At 59.5% G+C, this 15,360-nt stretch carries 10 protein-coding genes; 5 read left to right on the top strand and 5 right to left on the bottom strand.

The window, feature by feature from the left end; translation table 11 throughout:
* Positions 1 to 31: 31 nt before the first annotated feature.
* The gene (locus tag ACVWYY_RS00050) at positions 32 to 1,318 is read right to left on the bottom strand and encodes a recombinase family protein (protein WP_457402246.1); all 1,287 of its coding nucleotides are present in this window, start codon (positions 1,316 to 1,318) and stop codon (positions 32 to 34) included.
* Between the two features lie 21 nt (positions 1,319 to 1,339).
* Positions 1,340 to 2,269 (bottom strand): N-acetylmuramic acid 6-phosphate etherase, encoded by a 930-nt coding sequence (gene murQ, locus ACVWYY_RS00045; protein WP_457439162.1) that lies wholly within the window; start codon positions 2,267 to 2,269, stop codon positions 1,340 to 1,342.
* 656 nt (positions 2,270 to 2,925) lie between these two features.
* On the opposite strand from murQ, the gene ACVWYY_RS00040 reads away from it, so the two are divergent.
* Both ACVWYY_RS00040 and ACVWYY_RS00035 read left to right on the top strand, forming a co-directional pair.
* Positions 2,926 to 4,317: a histidine phosphatase family protein gene (locus ACVWYY_RS00040; RefSeq protein ID WP_457439286.1), complete on the top strand. Its 1,392-nt coding sequence runs from the start codon at positions 2,926 to 2,928 to the stop codon at positions 4,315 to 4,317.
* Between the two features lie 2 nt (positions 4,318 to 4,319).
* Positions 4,320 to 5,690 (top strand): dihydroorotase, encoded by a 1,371-nt coding sequence (locus ACVWYY_RS00035; RefSeq protein WP_457439160.1) that lies wholly within the window; start codon positions 4,320 to 4,322, stop codon positions 5,688 to 5,690.
* An 88-nt stretch (positions 5,691 to 5,778) separates the two neighbouring features.
* Here the strand turns inward: ACVWYY_RS00035 and ileS are convergent, their stop codons facing one another.
* Together ileS and ACVWYY_RS00025 are read right to left on the bottom strand one after the other, a co-directional pair.
* On the bottom strand, positions 5,779 to 8,562 hold the full coding sequence (gene ileS / locus ACVWYY_RS00030; protein WP_457402267.1) for an isoleucine--tRNA ligase: 2,784 nt from the start codon (positions 8,560 to 8,562) through the stop codon (positions 5,779 to 5,781).
* Positions 8,563 to 9,390: 828 nt separating this feature from the next.
* On the bottom strand, positions 9,391 to 10,254 hold the full coding sequence (locus ACVWYY_RS00025) for a hypothetical protein (RefSeq protein WP_457439158.1): 864 nt from the start codon (positions 10,252 to 10,254) through the stop codon (positions 9,391 to 9,393).
* A gap of 171 nt (positions 10,255 to 10,425) precedes the next feature.
* Between ACVWYY_RS00025 and ACVWYY_RS00020 the strand changes: the two genes are divergently transcribed.
* Both ACVWYY_RS00020 and ACVWYY_RS00015 read left to right on the top strand, forming a co-directional pair.
* Complete coding sequence (locus ACVWYY_RS00020) at positions 10,426 to 10,800, top strand: rhodanese-like domain-containing protein (protein WP_457395431.1); 375 nt, start codon at positions 10,426 to 10,428, stop codon at positions 10,798 to 10,800.
* Positions 10,801 to 10,957: 157 nt separating this feature from the next.
* Positions 10,958 to 12,760, top strand: a complete 1,803-nt coding sequence (locus ACVWYY_RS00015) for an aminopeptidase P family protein (RefSeq protein ID WP_457439156.1) — start codon at positions 10,958 to 10,960, stop codon at positions 12,758 to 12,760.
* Between the two features lie 27 nt (positions 12,761 to 12,787).
* Here the strand turns inward: ACVWYY_RS00015 and rlmN are convergent, their stop codons facing one another.
* Positions 12,788 to 13,846: a 23S rRNA (adenine(2503)-C(2))-methyltransferase RlmN gene (gene rlmN / locus ACVWYY_RS00010; RefSeq protein WP_414349738.1), complete on the bottom strand. Its 1,059-nt coding sequence runs from the start codon at positions 13,844 to 13,846 to the stop codon at positions 12,788 to 12,790.
* Between the two features lie 728 nt (positions 13,847 to 14,574).
* Here rlmN and ACVWYY_RS00005 point away from each other — a divergent pair.
* Positions 14,575 to 15,231 (top strand): chromophore lyase CpcT/CpeT, encoded by a 657-nt coding sequence (locus tag ACVWYY_RS00005; RefSeq protein ID WP_414400746.1) that lies wholly within the window; start codon positions 14,575 to 14,577, stop codon positions 15,229 to 15,231.
* Positions 15,232 to 15,360: the final 129 nt, after the last annotated feature.

The following is a 15,360-nucleotide window of genomic DNA, read 5'->3' as shown; positions in this document are numbered from 1 at the left end:
CTGGGGGGAAGGTGGGGGGAACCCTTCGCTCTCAGGGATCGAAGGCAAAAGTAACTCGCACCGCTCCTGCAGAATCCACCTCGATCCTGCGCAGGAATTCCCGCAGGTAGGCACGCCGTTCGGTCTCGCTGAGGTCTTGCCAGAAGGGCGGGATGGAGAGGGTTTGGATGGTCTGGGTGAGGTTGGCGGGGGGGAGTTGCTCCAGCTTTTGGGCCAAGCGGGCCGTCTCTGCTCGCAACTGGTAGCGACGCTGGGCCAGGGAGGCCTCGTCCATTAGTCCAGATTGCTGCAGCTCTTCCAATTGCCGCAGCCGCTCGGCGTTGGCCTGGATTTGGGCTTGCAGCTCTTGGCGGACTTGGGTGAGGGCTTGTCGATCCAGCGTCTGGGCGCGTTGGGGCAGTTGTTCGCACACCTGCCGGATCACCTCCTGCAGGACTTCGGTGTAGGGGAGGCTGTAGCGACAGGTTTGGCAGCGCAGATAGAGGTAGGGGGATCCGTTCTTTTTCCCCTTGCGAGGGGTGGTTTGCACAATGCGCAGAAGGCTGCCACAAGCGCAGCAATGAACCAGGCCGGCCAAAGCGCGGGGAGCACTGGCGCTGCGGCGAGGGATCCCTTGGTTGCGTTTGAGCCAGCGATCGATCTGGGCGGCTTCCGTGCGGCTGAGAAGGGCCGGGTGAGTGTCCCGCAGGGTGGTGCCGTCGGCATAGGCCAGATCCCCGCGGTATACCGGGTTGAGCAGCCAGTTGCGTCCGGTGGCCACAGAAATCCGCTTGTGGTGTTTTTCCTCCAAGAAGCGCACCGCCTGCCGCAGGGATCCGTAGAGGAGAAAGTGCTGGAAAAAATCCTGAACGATGCTGGCCTGCCGGCGATCCAGCACGTAGCGTTCCCCTTCGCGGCGGTAGCCAAAGGGGGCAGGGCCAGGGGGGGGTTTGCCCGCCAGGCGGTTTTGGGCTTGGCTGCAGCAGAGGCGGCGGCTTTGCAACTGATGGGGGATCTCGGCCAGCAGGGGGATCCAATCGGCAGCCTCGGTGGGGGTTTGCAGACCGGATTCGGTGACCAAGCTGAGGCGGATCCCGGAGTGTTGGATTTGCAGCAGCCGCTCGTGGATTTCATCCGCCCGATCCCCCAGATCCGCCAGGCGCAAGAGCAGCACTTCCTGCACCCAGCCGGCTGTGATGCGTCGGAACAGCTCCTCCAGATAGGTTCGGGATCCCCAATCGTGCAGGATGGGATCGGCCCCTCGCCCCTGGAGCCAGGCCAACTCCTGTTCCGGCAAAGGAGCATGGGAAGGCGTGTAGAGGTAGCCGCAAACGCTCATGGACAAGCCATTCAACTATTGTCACCGCCGCTGCGCCAGAACGGAATCAAGCACCTGGCGAATGTTGCCCTGGGCCTGTTGCAAGTGCTGACGGGCCTCTTGAGCAGAGCACCCCAGCAAGGCCACAAGGATGGCGGTTTTGACCTCTCCATCACAAGCCTGCAGCAATTGGGCAGCCGCGGCGGGATCCAGATCGCAGGCCAAAGCCACTATTCGCTCCGCCCGCTGCTTGAGCTTGGCATTGCTGGCCTGGAGATCCACCATCAGGTTGCCATAAGTCTTGCCCAAGCGGATCATCACTCCAGTGGAGATCGTGTTCAACACCAGCTTTTGGGCTGTGCCGGCTTTCATGCGGGTGGATCCGAGGATTACCTCCGGCCCCACCAAAGGGGCAATAGCAATATCCACCTGCTCGGTTAGCGGGGAAGGGTGATTGCAGGCCAGGCCAATCGTGAGCGCCCCAATACTTCTGGCGGCTTGGATCCCACCCAGCACATAGGGGGTACGACCGCTGGCAGCAATTCCCACCACACTATCTTGAGCTTGGAGGTGGAGACTCTCCAGAGCGCGGGCAGCCGCTTCTGCGTCGTCCTCTGCACCCTCTACCGCCTGGGTCAGGGCTTTTTCCCCCCCGGCGATCAAAGCCACCACCTGTGCGGGGGAAGTGCCAAAAGTGGGTGGGCACTCAGCCGCATCCAGTACCCCCAGGCGACCTGAGGTTCCTGCCCCGATATAGATCAGCCGCCCGCCGTGACGCATCCGCTGGGCAATGGCATCGATGGCTTGAGCAATCGGCTCTGCTTGAGCAGCCACCGCTTCCGGCACCCGCCGATCCTCAGCGTTGATCTGTTTCACCAGTTCCCAGGTGCTGAGACGGTCGATCTCGGCTGTAGCCGGGTTGGGGCTTTCGGTCAGGGAGCCGGGATCCCCGGCCACTTGTGGAGAATCCATAGCAGTGCTTGCTTAGGGGAGAGGGATCTGCCTTCAGGGATCCTACACTTTGTCTTCTCGGATTCTATTGGTGGCAGGGGGCTCTCCTGAGGGAGCAGTGGAGGGAAAAACTGCGCCAACAGCACCACAACAAGGGCAAGGAGCACCAAGCCGGCCCCCTTCGCCAACGTCCATTCAACCAAAACCTGATACATTTACGCTGAACACTGCTGAACATCACTGTTCAACTATGCAGCGATAGCATTCTGTTTGTTTCCAACCAGAATGGCGGTATCCCGCAAAGCTTTGAGTAGAATACCCAAAGCGCAGTTTCCGTGTCGTCTTACTACCAATTTTCTGCTTTGCTTTGGCTACCATGTTGGCAGACTCGAAAGTAAACAGAAAGATCAACTGGTAGTAATCCGTACTGAACATATTATACATTATTTTCAGTATAGTTGAGCTTATTATTGACTAGAGTCATGCTCTGCCAGCGGAAACGCAGCGCGGCCATTCTCCAAAGATGCCCCCATCACAAGCGGCGACCAGCCCAAATACGCCTCAGTCGGCAGCCCAATCGGTGAATTGACGAAGGCGAGCGCCGCCCAGTGGCGGTACTCTAGAAGGTGTTCTAAGGACTCCGTCCCGCTACTGCGATGAGTAAGTCCATGCAAGCGATGGCAAGGACTCCGTCCCGCTACCGCGACCAGCCTGCCCTGCGCATCTTGATCGTGCGCCATGGTGAGAGCACCTTCAACCTGGAAAATCGCATTCAAGGCCGCTCCGATCTCTCCCGGCTCACCCCCACTGGAGAAGGGCAGGCGCAGCGTGTAGCCGAGGCCCTGGCCGGGATCCCGTTGGATTGCGCCTATTGCAGCCCCCTGTCTCGCGCCCTCGAGACAGCTCGCATCCTTTTGAAAGACCGAGAAGGGATCCCTCTGCACGTTACCGATCAACTGCGGGAGATCGACCTGACAGCCTGGGAAGGGCTGACCTTTGCCGAGGTGCAGGAGAAATACCCCGAAGATTACCACCTGTGGCGGCACCATCCCGACACCCTGGAGCTGGAGGGCCGCTTTCCGGTGCGGGATCTCTGGCAGCAGGCGCAGGGGTTTTGGGAAATGCTGGCTTTCCATCTGCAATCGGCTTCGGGCCCCTGGAACCATGGAGCGGATCCCTCCCAGAGACAGACCCTCAATATCCTCATCGTGGGCCACAGCGGCATCAATCGCGCCCTGGTCAGCACCGCCATCGGCCTGGGGCCACACCACTATCACCGCCTTGGGCAGGATAACTGCGCCATCAGCGTTCTCAATTTTCCCGAGGGCCTGCAGGGGCCGCCACAACTGGAATCTCTGAACATCACCGCTCACCTCGGCCAAGCCCTGCCCAAGCGCAAGCAGGGGATGCGCATCTTGCTGGTGCGGCATGGGGAAACCCAATGGAACCGAGAGCGCCGTTTTCAAGGGCAGCGGGATATCCCCCTCAATGCCACCGGGGAGGAACAGGCAGCCAAGGTGGCAGAATTTTTGGCCACTCAACCTCTGCAACTGGCCTTCTCCAGCCCCCTGAAGCGCCCTTGGGCCACAGCCGATGCCATCTGCAGCAACCACAGCAACCTCATTTTGCGCCCAATGCCCGACTTGCAAGAGATCTGCCACGGCGACTGGGAGGGCAAGCTGCAAAGCGAAGTCGAAGCCGAATACCCCGGCGAGCTGGAGCGCTGGCAACGGGATCCCGCCAGTGTGCAGATGCCCAATGGGGAAAACCTTCACCAGGTGTGGGAGCGCACTCGCTCCGCTTGGCAGGAGCTTTTGGCCATCACCGCAGCCCAGTTTCCTCAGGGCACGGCGGTTGTTGTTGCCCACGATGCCATCAACAAGGCGATCATCTGTCAGTTGTTCGACCTTTCCCCCCAAGCCTTTTGGATCTTCAAGCAGGGGAATGGCGCCATTACGGTGATCGACTATCCAGAAGGCAAGGAGGGTGCCCCGGTTTTGAAGGTGTTGAACCTCACCACCCATCTGTCGGGCCAGATCCTGGACTGCACCACCGCTGGAGCTTTGTAAAGATGGGCTCATCCCCTCTCCGCGAGCTAACAGGACGACTAACAGGACAAAATGTGCATCTCCAGGGAGTGCGCCTGTTGGATCCTTGGCGTCAGCGGGATGAAGTAACCGATGTGTGGTTGCAGGAGGGTCGTCTGCGGGCCACCGAGCCGGCAGGGATCCCTGCCGACATCCCCACCATCGATGGCTCAGGCTGGGTAGTGGGGCCGGGTTTGCTGGATCTGTATGCCCACAGCGGCGAGATGGTTGGCAGCGGTCGCGTAAGCGGTGCGGAGCACTTTCTGGCCCACAGTCGGGAAACCCTGACCTCTTTGGCTGCAGCGGCTTTGGCGGGAGGCTTTACCCAGGTGGGGCTTCTGCCCACCCCCCTTCCTGGAACCGGCCTATTTCCGGTGCTGGATCACCCGGAACACCTGAACCGCTACCCCCGCCAATTGGGGGATCCCCGCTGGCTGCCCTGGGCTGCCCTGAGCGTGGGTGGCCAAGGAGAAACTCCAACCCCCTGGGGAGAACTGGCGCAAGCGGGAGCAGTTGGTTTTGCAGAGGTTCAGCCGCTGCGCTCCCTGGCTCTGCTGCGGCGGGCTCTGGAGTATTTGCGGCTGGAGAATAAACCCCTGCTGCTCTGGGCCTGGGATCCCACCTTGGCCGGGCAAGGTAGCCTCTACGAAGGGATCTGGGCGCTGCGCCTAGGGCTGAAAGGGATCCCTGCCAGTGCCGAAACTGCCGCTCTGGCCCGTCTCTTGGAGGTGATCAGGAGCGTTCCTTCCCCTCCGCCTGTGCATATTATGCGCCTGAGCCAAGCCCGCAGCCTGGAGCTGATCCAACAGGCCCAAGCCGAAGGACTGCCGGTTACCGCCAGCACCACTTGGATGCACCTGATCTTGTCCGAAGAGGCCGTCCTTGAGCATCGCTACGATCCCCACCTTCGCCTTCTGCCCCCTCTTCCCAGCGCCGGCGACCGGGAGGCTCTGATCGCCGGGATCCGTTCCGGCAGCCTGGGGATCGCGACGGATCACCACCCCTACACCTACGAAGAGAAAACCCTGCCCTTTGCCGATGCCCCGCCGGGGGCGATGGGCCTGGAGCTGGCTCTACCGCTGCTGTGGCACCATTTGGTGGCAACGGGATCCCTGACAGCGCTGCAACTGTGGTCTGCCCTCAGCCTGTACCCGGCCCGCTGCCTAAACCTAGATCCGCCCACCCTCACCCCCCACAGCGACTGGGTGCTGTTTGATCCCACCCACCCTTGGACGGTTTCTGTTGCCACTCTCCACTCCCGATCGCCAGCGACTCCCTGGCTGGAGAAAACCCTGTGCGGCAAGGTGTTGCACACCCATGTCGAGGGGATCCCATCCCGCAGCTCTGCCCCTTGATCCCGAAGAAGGCCGACAAGACCTGTCCGGAGAAAGAGCCAATTCAAAGAGGGGGATCCCTTCCCGCCAGCGGGACGGGGTCCCGAATTCAAAACTCCCCGGCCAGAGCGGCTACACAACGCTCACACAGCTCTGGATGTTCGGCAAATTCCCCCACACGGGTGGAATAGTTCCAGCAGCGCACGCACTTTTGGCCGTCAGCCGGAAAAACAGAGACCTCCAAGCCTTGACCTGAGGTTTTCTCCAGTTCCACCTGTGAGGTGATGAACAAGTAGCGCAACTCGGCAGCCCGCTCCTGCAAAAGAGCGTATAGGCTGGGATCCGCTACCTTCAGGATTACCTTGGCCTCGGTGGAAGCGCCGATGGGCTTAAAGGACTCCGTCCCGCTAACGCGACCGGTACGGGCTTGCTCCAGAGCCTTGTTCACCTCTTGGCGCACCTCTCGCAGCTGCTCCCAAATGGCCGCCAACTGGGGATCCCGCCAGTGCTCCGGCAGCTTCATCCACCCCCCCTCAAACACCGAACGGGTGGGCTTGGGATAGGGCAGATGGCTCCAAATCTCTTCGGCCAGGTGGGAGAGAACGGGGGCGATGGCCTTGGCCAAGTTCTCCAGCAACAGGGAGAGCACCGTTTGACATTGGCGCCGCCGTAGACTTTGGGCATGGCTGATGTAGAGGCGATCCTTGCCAATATCCAGGTAAAAGTTGGAGAGATCCACCACACAGAAGTTCTGAATCGCCTGGAAAAAGCGGTAGAACTGATAGCTTGCAAAAGATTCGCCGATCTCGGATCCCACCTCGTGCAGGCGGTGCAGAATGTAGCGATCCAACTCCGTCAAGGCTTCAAAAGGAACGGCATCCTGAGTTGGATTGAAGTCGTAGAGGTTGCTCAGTAAAAAGCGAGCTGTGTTGCGGATTTTGCGATATACATCCGCCATTTGCCCAAGAATGGTCTTACCCAGCGGCACATCCCCGGAGTAGTCCACACTGGAGACCCACAGGCGCAGCACATCCGCCCCGTAGGCGGGATCCGTCTGGGGATCTTTGCCGCCGTTGATTAACACCAGCGGATCGATGACATTGCCCAGGGACTTGCTCATTTTCTGGCCTTTCTCGTCCAGCACAAACCCATGGGTGAGCACCGCCTTGTAGGGGGCATGGCCGTTGACGGCCACGGAGGTAAGCAAACTGGATTGGAACCAGCCTCGGTGTTGGTCGGAGCCTTCCAAATACAGATCCACCGGGTAGCCCAACCCCTGCGCCTTGGCCACTGCCGCCCAGGAAGAGCCGGAGTCAAACCACACGTCCATGGTGTCCATCCCTTTGCGGTAGGTGCGGCCATTGTGGCGGTACTTCTCCGGCAGCAACTCCTCCACCGGGCGCTGCCACCAGGCGTCGGATCCCTCCTGGGCAAAAATGGCCTTGATGTGGTCGAGGGTCTCGGCGGTGAGCAGAACCTCGCCGGTTTCTTCGTCGTAAAAGACGGGGATGGGCACGCCCCAAGCCCGCTGGCGGGAAATACACCAATCCGAGCGCTCCGACACCATAGCAGTGATGCGGTTCTCCCCGATGGCCGGGATCCATTTCACGGTTTTAATGGCCTGCAGGGCCAGCTCCCGGAAGCCAGCTACAGACGCAAACCACTGCTCGGTGGCCCGGAAAATCGTTGGCTCTTTCGTGCGCCAGTCGTAGGGATATTTGTGGTTGTAGGGCTCTTCCTTGAGCAAAGCCCCCGCAGCCTGCAGAGCCTGGATGACAGCAGCATTGCCGCTGGTCTCCGGCTTCTTGGAGAGCACATCCAACCCGACGAACTGGGATCCGGCCTCGGCGGTAAATCTCCCCTGATCGTCCACAGGGCTGAGAATGGGCAGACCATACTTTTGGCCGGTTTTGAAGTCATCTTCCCCATGCCCCGGAGCTGTGTGCACAATGCCGGTGCCGGACTCGGTGGTGACATAGTCCCCCAGCACGCAGAGGCTGGTGCGGTCGAAGAGGGGGTGCCGTCCTTGACTGTATTCCAGGGCGGATCCCGGCAGGGTGGCCTTGATCTCCAGAGGCGTCTCCAGAACCTTCTCCAGCCGCTCCCGCAGATCGGCGGCGATCAACAGCAGGCCGAAGCGGGGAGACTCCACAACTGCATAGGTGAGCTTGGGGTTAAAGCAGAGAGCCAGGTTGGCCGGGATCGTCCAAGGGGTGGTGGTCCAGATGGCTGCCCGCAGGCCCGGCATGAAAGGCTCCAAAACCGGCTGCGCCGCCGGGCTCAGGCTCTGCAGGGGAAAGGCCACGTAGATGCTGGGGGAGATGTGGTTGTCGGGGTACTCCAGCTCCGCTTCCGCCAGAGCCGTCTGGGAGCTGGGGCTCCAGTGGACGGGTTTGAGGCCGCGGTAGATGTAGCCCTTGAGGGCCATTTGTCCAAACACCTCAATCTGTGCGGCTTCGTACTCCGGCGACAGCGTCAGGTAGGGCCGATCCCAGGATCCCCATACCCCCAGGCGCTGAAAACTGGCCCGCTGCACATCAACGTAGTGCAGGGCGTACTCCTTGGCTTTTTGTCGCAGCTGCAGAGGGGTGAGGTTTTCCCGCTCCTGCGGGGTGAGGCTTTGCAACACTTTCAGTTCGATGGGCAGGCCGTGGCAATCCCAGCCGGGCACGTAGCGCACCTTGCGCCCTTGCAAGATGTGGTACTTGTTCACAATGTCCTTGAGGATCTTGTTGAGGGTGGTGCCCATGTGGATATCGCCATTGGCGTAGGGCGGTCCATCGTGCAGGACAAAGGGATCCCCAGGATTGTGGTCGGCAAGGCGCTGGTAGATTTGCTCTTCCTGCCAAAAGGCTTGAATGGCGGGTTCTCTCTTGGCGGCCTCTGCCCGCATGGGAAACTGAGTTTGGGGCAGGTTGAGGGTACTTTTGTAGTCCACGGCTGTAGTCCACGGCAACTCGAGCCAACTAGAGGGCGTCCTTCTATCCTACGCTGTTGCCTTATCCTCAGCAGTCCATCCCTCACCCCTCTTGTGGGACAGGGGATCCGAAGCCCACGGTCACCCAGAGCGCCTGGAGCTCTCAAACGGCTCCAACAAACCACCGCATGAACTCCCTGATCGAGAAAACAAGAAAAGATTTGTGCTAGTCTCAGGGTGTCGTTTAGTAAGGGAGGTTCCTGCGGATGCCAGATAGTAGTAGTTGTAAGGGTCGTCAAGTTGGGTTCAGCCGGCTGTGCGCCGGGGCTGTTCTCTAACGGTCTGAACTTAGATCCTTCAGTCTGCTGAAGAGTCTTCACGTTCTGGCTCGCTTGGAGTTCCTCCCGGCAGTCAGGTTCCAGTTGAAGGCCCGCTAGACCGCTCTTTCCCTGACCGCCTGTTGTTGCCTTGGGGGTGGGAGAGAGCGGATAGTTTTGCAGATAGCTGTAGCGGGGCTTGGAATGGACGGGCGTCTAAAGATGTCAATGTTTCTTGAGGTTGGGTCCTTTCAAGACACCTCGACCCAACCTTTCGAGACCCCTCGGGATTGTTCGGTCAATTGCTGGCAGGAGTGGGGCGATCCACCACCGGAGCACCAAGGGAGTCGCCGCTATCGCAACCGCTCAAAAATAGGGCCAGCACCAGAAAGCAAACAAGCTGAGGGGCGCATAGTTTCCCATCTTAACAAGCTCAACTGCCTGTCCAGATTACCCCAGAGCCATTCCTCATCATCCTGAAGATTTCCTAAGGGACGGTGGGGATGGCCAGGGATCCCTCCAGAGCCAAGCGATCGCTGACGATAAGACGCCGACTCTCCAGCGTGATGCCGGTTTGGTTAACCAACATCACAGAAATCCACTCAGAACGGGGTTCTTGCGGAGCATCTGCCTGTAGGAAGATCCCTCCGGCCTGTAGAGGTTCGAGAGCAAACGAGGTCACCTCTGGGTAGCCCGCCCCGGCAACGGGTTGTTCGGCAACGGCGCCCAACAACAAAGAGTGGGTGAGAGGCTCTGCCACAATCGCCTGCAGCGAATAGGTGGATCCCGGTTTGACCACCTCCGGCAGGTTCAAGGTGACGGTGGGAGGGGCAGATCCAGAGGTGAGGGTGCTGGCCTCCCGCAGCACTTCTTGGTCAATCAACAGCAGTTGTCCGGGATTGGCTGGATCCGGGCGATAGCGATTGCGCACCAGGGCAGAGGCTTCTACCTGAAAGTCCCCCCGCACCGAGGATTGGGATCCCTCTACTTGGCTGAGAATATCGGCAACAATCTCAGGGCCCACCTGCCGCCAGGAGAGGATCTGGGCCGAATAGGTGAGCTTGGGATGAGAGCTCCACAGCTTGCGGATGGCACCTTCCACCTCTTCCCGGTCCAGCCCATCTCGGTGGCGGAAGTCGGGGCTGTAGCCGGCCATCACCCCTGGCAAATCCCGCCGGTTGGCGGCGGCCACCTGCTGGCTTAGCCACTCCACCAGGGCGGCTGGCGGTGGGCTGGAAACTTGCCGCTGGATCCCACTTTCTAGGGGCATCGGGGCAGCTTGGGCCCAAGCCGAGGACTCCGTCCGGCTGACGTGACCGGCTGTCAATCCAAGGGGGATGCTCCAGCTCACGGCCAGAGCAAGGGGCCAAAGCAGTTGCGGAAAGTTAGATCGGGATTTCAAGCCATGGGCCTCCAGCCGGCAAATCTGGATCCCAGTCTAGCCTTAGGGCAGTTGGGATCCCAAAGTCCAGACCAGATAAGATCGATTGGAATAAGCTTTGGCTCATAGCGCCTGTTCTCCATGGCTCCCCAGCACTCTCCAGCTTTCTTGGCCCTGGTCAACGAGGCCAAAAGCCGCATCCAAGAACTGACAGTCGAGCAGGTCAGGCAAAAACAACTGCAAGGGGATCGCTTTTATTTTGTGGATGTGCGGGAAGAGTCGGAGTGGCAGGCTGGCCATGCTGCCGGAGCCATCCATTTGAGCAAAGGGATCATTGAGCGGGACATCGAGAAGGTGATCCCCGACAAAGAAGCGGAGATCGTCCTGTACTGCGGCGGCGGGTTTCGCTCCGCGTTGGCAGCCGATAATCTACAGAAAATGGGCTATCGTCGGGTGATCTCGATGGATGGGGGCATGCGGGCTTGGCGGGAAGCGGGTTTTCCTGAGGAGCGCTAGAGCTGGCGGATTTCTTCCCTCACCCATAGGAAGAGGGAGGTATTGGCTGCTATCTGGCTGCTATCTGAAATGGCCGACCACTGAAGGCGGGAAGTGGGGGCGGCCCAACCTTGTTTAGAATGGCGATAGCCTGGCCGTTTAGCTTTACCCCTCTGCCATGCTCCAAACCCTGCCCCGCCTGGATGTTGCTGCCCGTTTGCAGCAGTTGCGCCAGCTTCTGCGAGAACAAGATCTGGATGGCTTTTGGGTTCCCTCTGCTGATGAGCATCTCAATGAGTATTTGCCGGAACATCGCAAGCGGCGTCAGTGGATCACAGGCTTTACCGGCTCGGTGGGGGATGCCTTGATCACCCGGGACAGGGCTTGGCTGTGGGTAGATCCCCGCTATCACGAACAGGCGGAGCGGGAGGTGGATCCCAATCTATTGACAGTGATCAAAGGAGGTCTGCCGAATCAGCCCAGCCTGATGGAGATTGTGGAAGAGCTGGGATCCGGCTTTCGCCTGGGGGTGGATCCCTTTACGGTGGCGGTGGCCACCTATCGCCAGTTGCAGGCCCATGCCCAAGCGGGAGGGGTGCTCTTGATCCCGGTCATGGAAAACTTGGTGGATAAGCTGGCTCAGGGATCCGCTCCTGTCGCTCCCTTTGACCGGCCCATTGACTCGGTACCCACCCACCTAAGCGGGGCCACCCCTGCAGAAAAGCTGGCCCAAGTCCGGCAGGAGATGCGCCGCAAACGGGTGGGGCTGCTGCCCCTGACCAAATTGGATCAGGTGGCCTGGCTGTTTAACCTGCGGGGATCCGACATCCCCTACAACCCAGTGTTTTGGGCCTATGCTTTGGTCAGCCTAGATAGAGCGGCTCTATTCACAGATCTGGAGCGGCTCAGTCCCCCATCTCGGCAATTTCTGGCAGAAGCCGGGGTGGAACTCTGGCCCTACGAGACCTACAGCCAACAACTGCCCCAATGGGCCAAGAGCTATGCGCCGGTGGGCTTGGATCCCAAGCAGACCACCCAGGGCACTCAAGAGCTGCTGCAGGATGCGAGCTGCCGCGAGCTGGAGCACCCAGTAGAAGCCCTCAAGGCCGTGAAAAACCCCACCGAGCTGGAACAGATGCGCCTGGCCAACCGCAAAGCCAGCCGGGCCAAGATCCGTACCCTGGCCTGGATCGACCGGCAAATCCAACAGGGGATCCCCATCAGCGAAGCCGATGTGGCCGCCATCATGGAGGCCCATTACCGGGAGGAAGGGGAGTGGGTGGGCCTGAGCTTTAACACCATTGCCGGGGCAGGAGCCAACAGCTCCATCATCCACTACAGCACTCCGGATCCCCAGAAGCGCCTGCAACCGGGAGAACTGTTCCTTTTGGATTCGGGATCCCACTACTTGGGGGGCACCACCGACGATACCCGCACCGTTTGGATTGGCCCGCAACCCGCGGATCCCTTGTGCAAGCGGCGCTATACCGAGGTGCTCAAGGCCCACATTCAATGCGCCCGCCAGATCTTCCCCCCTGACACCTATGGGGTCTCGTTGGATGGGATCGCCCGCTCCACCCTTTGGCAGGCCGGGCTGGATTACGGCCATGGCACCGGCCACGGTGTCGGCGCCTTTTTGAATGTCCACGAGGGACCCAACGGAGTCCACCGCCGCGCCAGCACCCCTCTCAAGGTGGGCATGATCAACAGCATTGAGCCGGGCTACTACCAGCCGGGATGGGGTGGGATCCGCCTGGAGAATCTCTACGAGGTGATTGCCATTCCCGAGCCGGAGGGCTGGATGGGCTTTCGCTCCCTAACTTGGATCCCTTTCGATGGGCGCTTAATCGATTGGGAACTGTTGAACGAGGCGCAGCGAGCCTGGCTGGACGAGTATCACCGGCAGGTTTACGTCATGCACCACGCCACCTTGCCAGAACAGGATGCCGCCTGGCTAAAATGCGCCTGCGGACTGAGCTGATGTACTCGCAAAAGCGTTGCGCGGCGATTACAAATCCCCTGGCAAAGAACGCAGGAAGGATCCCCGCAGTTGACCACATGCGGCATTGCCATCCAAGCCACGGGTTTGGCGCACAGTGGCCCGCACTTGGTGCTGTTCGAGCTGGCGGACGAACTCTCTGACCCGTGTCGGGTGGGGGCGTTGATAGTCAGCTTCAGAGATGGGGTTGTAAGGGATCAGGTTCACGTGCAGTTGCACCCCTGACCGGCTGGCCTGCTGCAGCAATTGCGCCAGTTGGCGGGCATGAATGGGCAGGTCGTTGACCCCCGATAGCAGGGTATATTCAAAACTGACTCGCCGCCCGGTGCGCAGCATGTAGTCGCGGCAATCCTGGATCAGAGTGTCCAGAGGGTAGTGGGCTGCCGAAGGGATCAACCGTTGCCGCAGGTCTTGATTGGGGGCATGCAAGCTGACGGCCAGGGTAACTTGCAGATCCTGCTGCGCCAGCCAGGCAATTTGCCGGGGTACCCCCACCGTCGAGAGGGTGATATGCCGTTGGCCGATGCCGATATCTTGATTCAGGCTGCGGATGGCTTGTACCACCGTATCGCGGTTGAGCAGGGGTTCCCCCATGCCCATAAAGACCACATGGCTGACGCGACGGCCAAAATCTTCCTGCACCGTCAACACCTGATCCAGAATCTCGTGCAGCTCTAGGTTGCGCCGGTAGCCCATCTTGCCGGTGGCACAGAAATCGCAGGCCATCGGGCAGCCCACCTGAGAAGAGACGCAGACCGTCAGACGCTTGGCCGTTGGGATCCCTACCGTTTCGATCAACTGCCCATCCGCCAACCCCAGCAGAAACTTCACAGTACCATCGCGGGCCTCTGTCCGCTGCACAATGCGCGAGCGTCCCACTGGGTAGCTTTGCACCGCCTCTCGCCAAGCCCTAGGAAACACCGTCACCTGTTCCAGGGAGCGGATCCCTTTTTGGTAGATCCAAGCATGCAGTTGTTGCCCGCGATAGGCCGGCTGTCCTTGGGCAACCGCCCAGTCTTTCAGAGCAGACAAGGACTGCCCCAGCAGGGGAATGGGTAGGGCCGACATCAATACCATCTTAGACGAGATCTCAAGAGCATGACTCTAGTCAATAATAAGCTCAACTATACTGAAAATAATGTATAATATGTTCAGTACGGATTACTACCAGTTGATCTTTCTGTTTACTTTCGAGTCTGCCAACATGGTAGCCAAAGCAAAGCAGAAAATTGGTAGTAAGACGACACGGAAACTGCGCTTTGGGTATTCTACTCAAAGCTTTGCGGGATACCGCCATTCTGTTTGGACTCCGTCCCGCTAACGCGAATGGAAACAAACAGAATGCTATCGCTGCATAGTCGAACAGTGATGTTCAGCAGTGTTCAGCGTAAATGTATCAGGCACAGGAGTCCGGCTCCTCTACTCTAGCCTGTCCCTGCAACCCAATCCCCTTCAAGAACTCCGTCCGAGTGGCGCGAACGGCCTCGTCGCCACAGGGTTGCGGTTCCCCTGCCCATGGCAACAACTCCGCCAGAGACAGGGCGGGTGACGGTAAGCAACAATGCTCTCTTAAATCCCTTAAATTCCCTTAAATAAATTAAATCAAGTTGCCCAAGGGCTTTTCCACCCCGCACTCAAGTACAGGGCTACCAAGCTATTCCCTGGTGTAGTTTTGTAGAGTGTGTTATGGAGTGCGCCATCGGGACGGAGTCCCTGACAGTTGGACAAAGTCTGCAGGATCAGGAGCGCTCGATCTGAATCTTCTCGATTTCAATCCATTGAATCCATCTGAACCTATGTCTGTTTCCCCCCAACTGGCCCAACTGGCCACCTGGATGGCAGGGCACTTCAACAACCTGCAGCAGGCGCTCGCAGAGCCCGTCTGGTTTGCCAACATTCATGTGTACCAATGTCCCTTGCCTTGGTCGGTGTTCCAGGGGGTGGGGTTTTACGTGGAGCAACTGTACGACATTTATCCTGAGCAGCCTTACCGACAGCGGGTGATCCACCTCTTCGATACTCCAGATGGGATCCGGATTCAAAACTATGCTCTGACAGCTCCTGACTCCTACAGGTGCGCCGGTCGGGAGTTGTTGCTAAGCAACGCTTACGCGAAGGGGAAATTGGCCGGTCTGACAGCAGCGGAGTTGGAACTCTTGCCCGGCTGTGTCACCCAGGTGGAATGGACGGGATCCTGCTATCGGGGCCGCAGCCTGCCCGGCAAAGGCTGTATTGTTGAACGCAAAGGCAGAACCACCTATTTGTACAGCGAGTTTGAGATCGGAGCCGACTACTTTCACAGCTTGGATCAAGGTCGGGATCCGGAGACCGATCAAGTGATCTGGGGATCCCTATCCGGGCCTTTTCGGTTTGTCAAAAAGCAAGATTTTTCCCAGTACCTACCGCAGTGGGCTGAAGTGCTGAACCATGAGGCTGTTGGAGCAACTGGTTGAGCAGCTGCGGGCGCTGGGGATCCCGTTCGCGTCGTCAGCTAGAAATCGCAGGAGCCCCGCACTGTACCCGTAGGGTCAGTGTCGGGAGGAATGCGGAAGTTACGATAGAACCATGACCCAAGTCCTGAC

The sequence above is a fragment of the Thermostichus sp. MS-CIW-34 genome (genome assembly GCF_054060435.1).
This window is presented reverse-complemented; position numbering and strand designations above follow the sequence as displayed.

Bases quoted from the DNA above. Each gene is read 5' to 3' on its own strand.
- ACVWYY_RS00020 (WP_457395431.1), top strand. From the start codon at position 10,426: ATGGCTCCCCAGCACTCTCCAGCTTTCTTGGCCCTGGTCAACGAGGCC.
- ACVWYY_RS00040 (WP_457439286.1), top strand. From the start codon at position 2,926: ATGGCAAGGACTCCGTCCCGCTACCGCGACCAGCCTGCCCTGCGCATC.
- murQ (WP_457439162.1), bottom strand. From the start codon at position 2,269: ATGGATTCTCCACAAGTGGCCGGGGATCCCGGCTCCCTGACCGAAAGC.
- ACVWYY_RS00005 (WP_414400746.1), top strand. From the start codon at position 14,575: ATGTCTGTTTCCCCCCAACTGGCCCAACTGGCCACCTGGATGGCAGGG.
- ACVWYY_RS00035 (WP_457439160.1), top strand. From the start codon at position 4,320: ATGGGCTCATCCCCTCTCCGCGAGCTAACAGGACGACTAACAGGACAA.
- rlmN (WP_414349738.1), bottom strand. From the start codon at position 13,846: ATGTCGGCCCTACCCATTCCCCTGCTGGGGCAGTCCTTGTCTGCTCTG.
- ACVWYY_RS00050 (WP_457402246.1), bottom strand. From the start codon at position 1,318: ATGAGCGTTTGCGGCTACCTCTACACGCCTTCCCATGCTCCTTTGCCG.
- ileS (WP_457402267.1), bottom strand. From the start codon at position 8,562: ATGCGGGCAGAGGCCGCCAAGAGAGAACCCGCCATTCAAGCCTTTTGG.
- ACVWYY_RS00015 (WP_457439156.1), top strand. From the start codon at position 10,958: ATGCTCCAAACCCTGCCCCGCCTGGATGTTGCTGCCCGTTTGCAGCAG.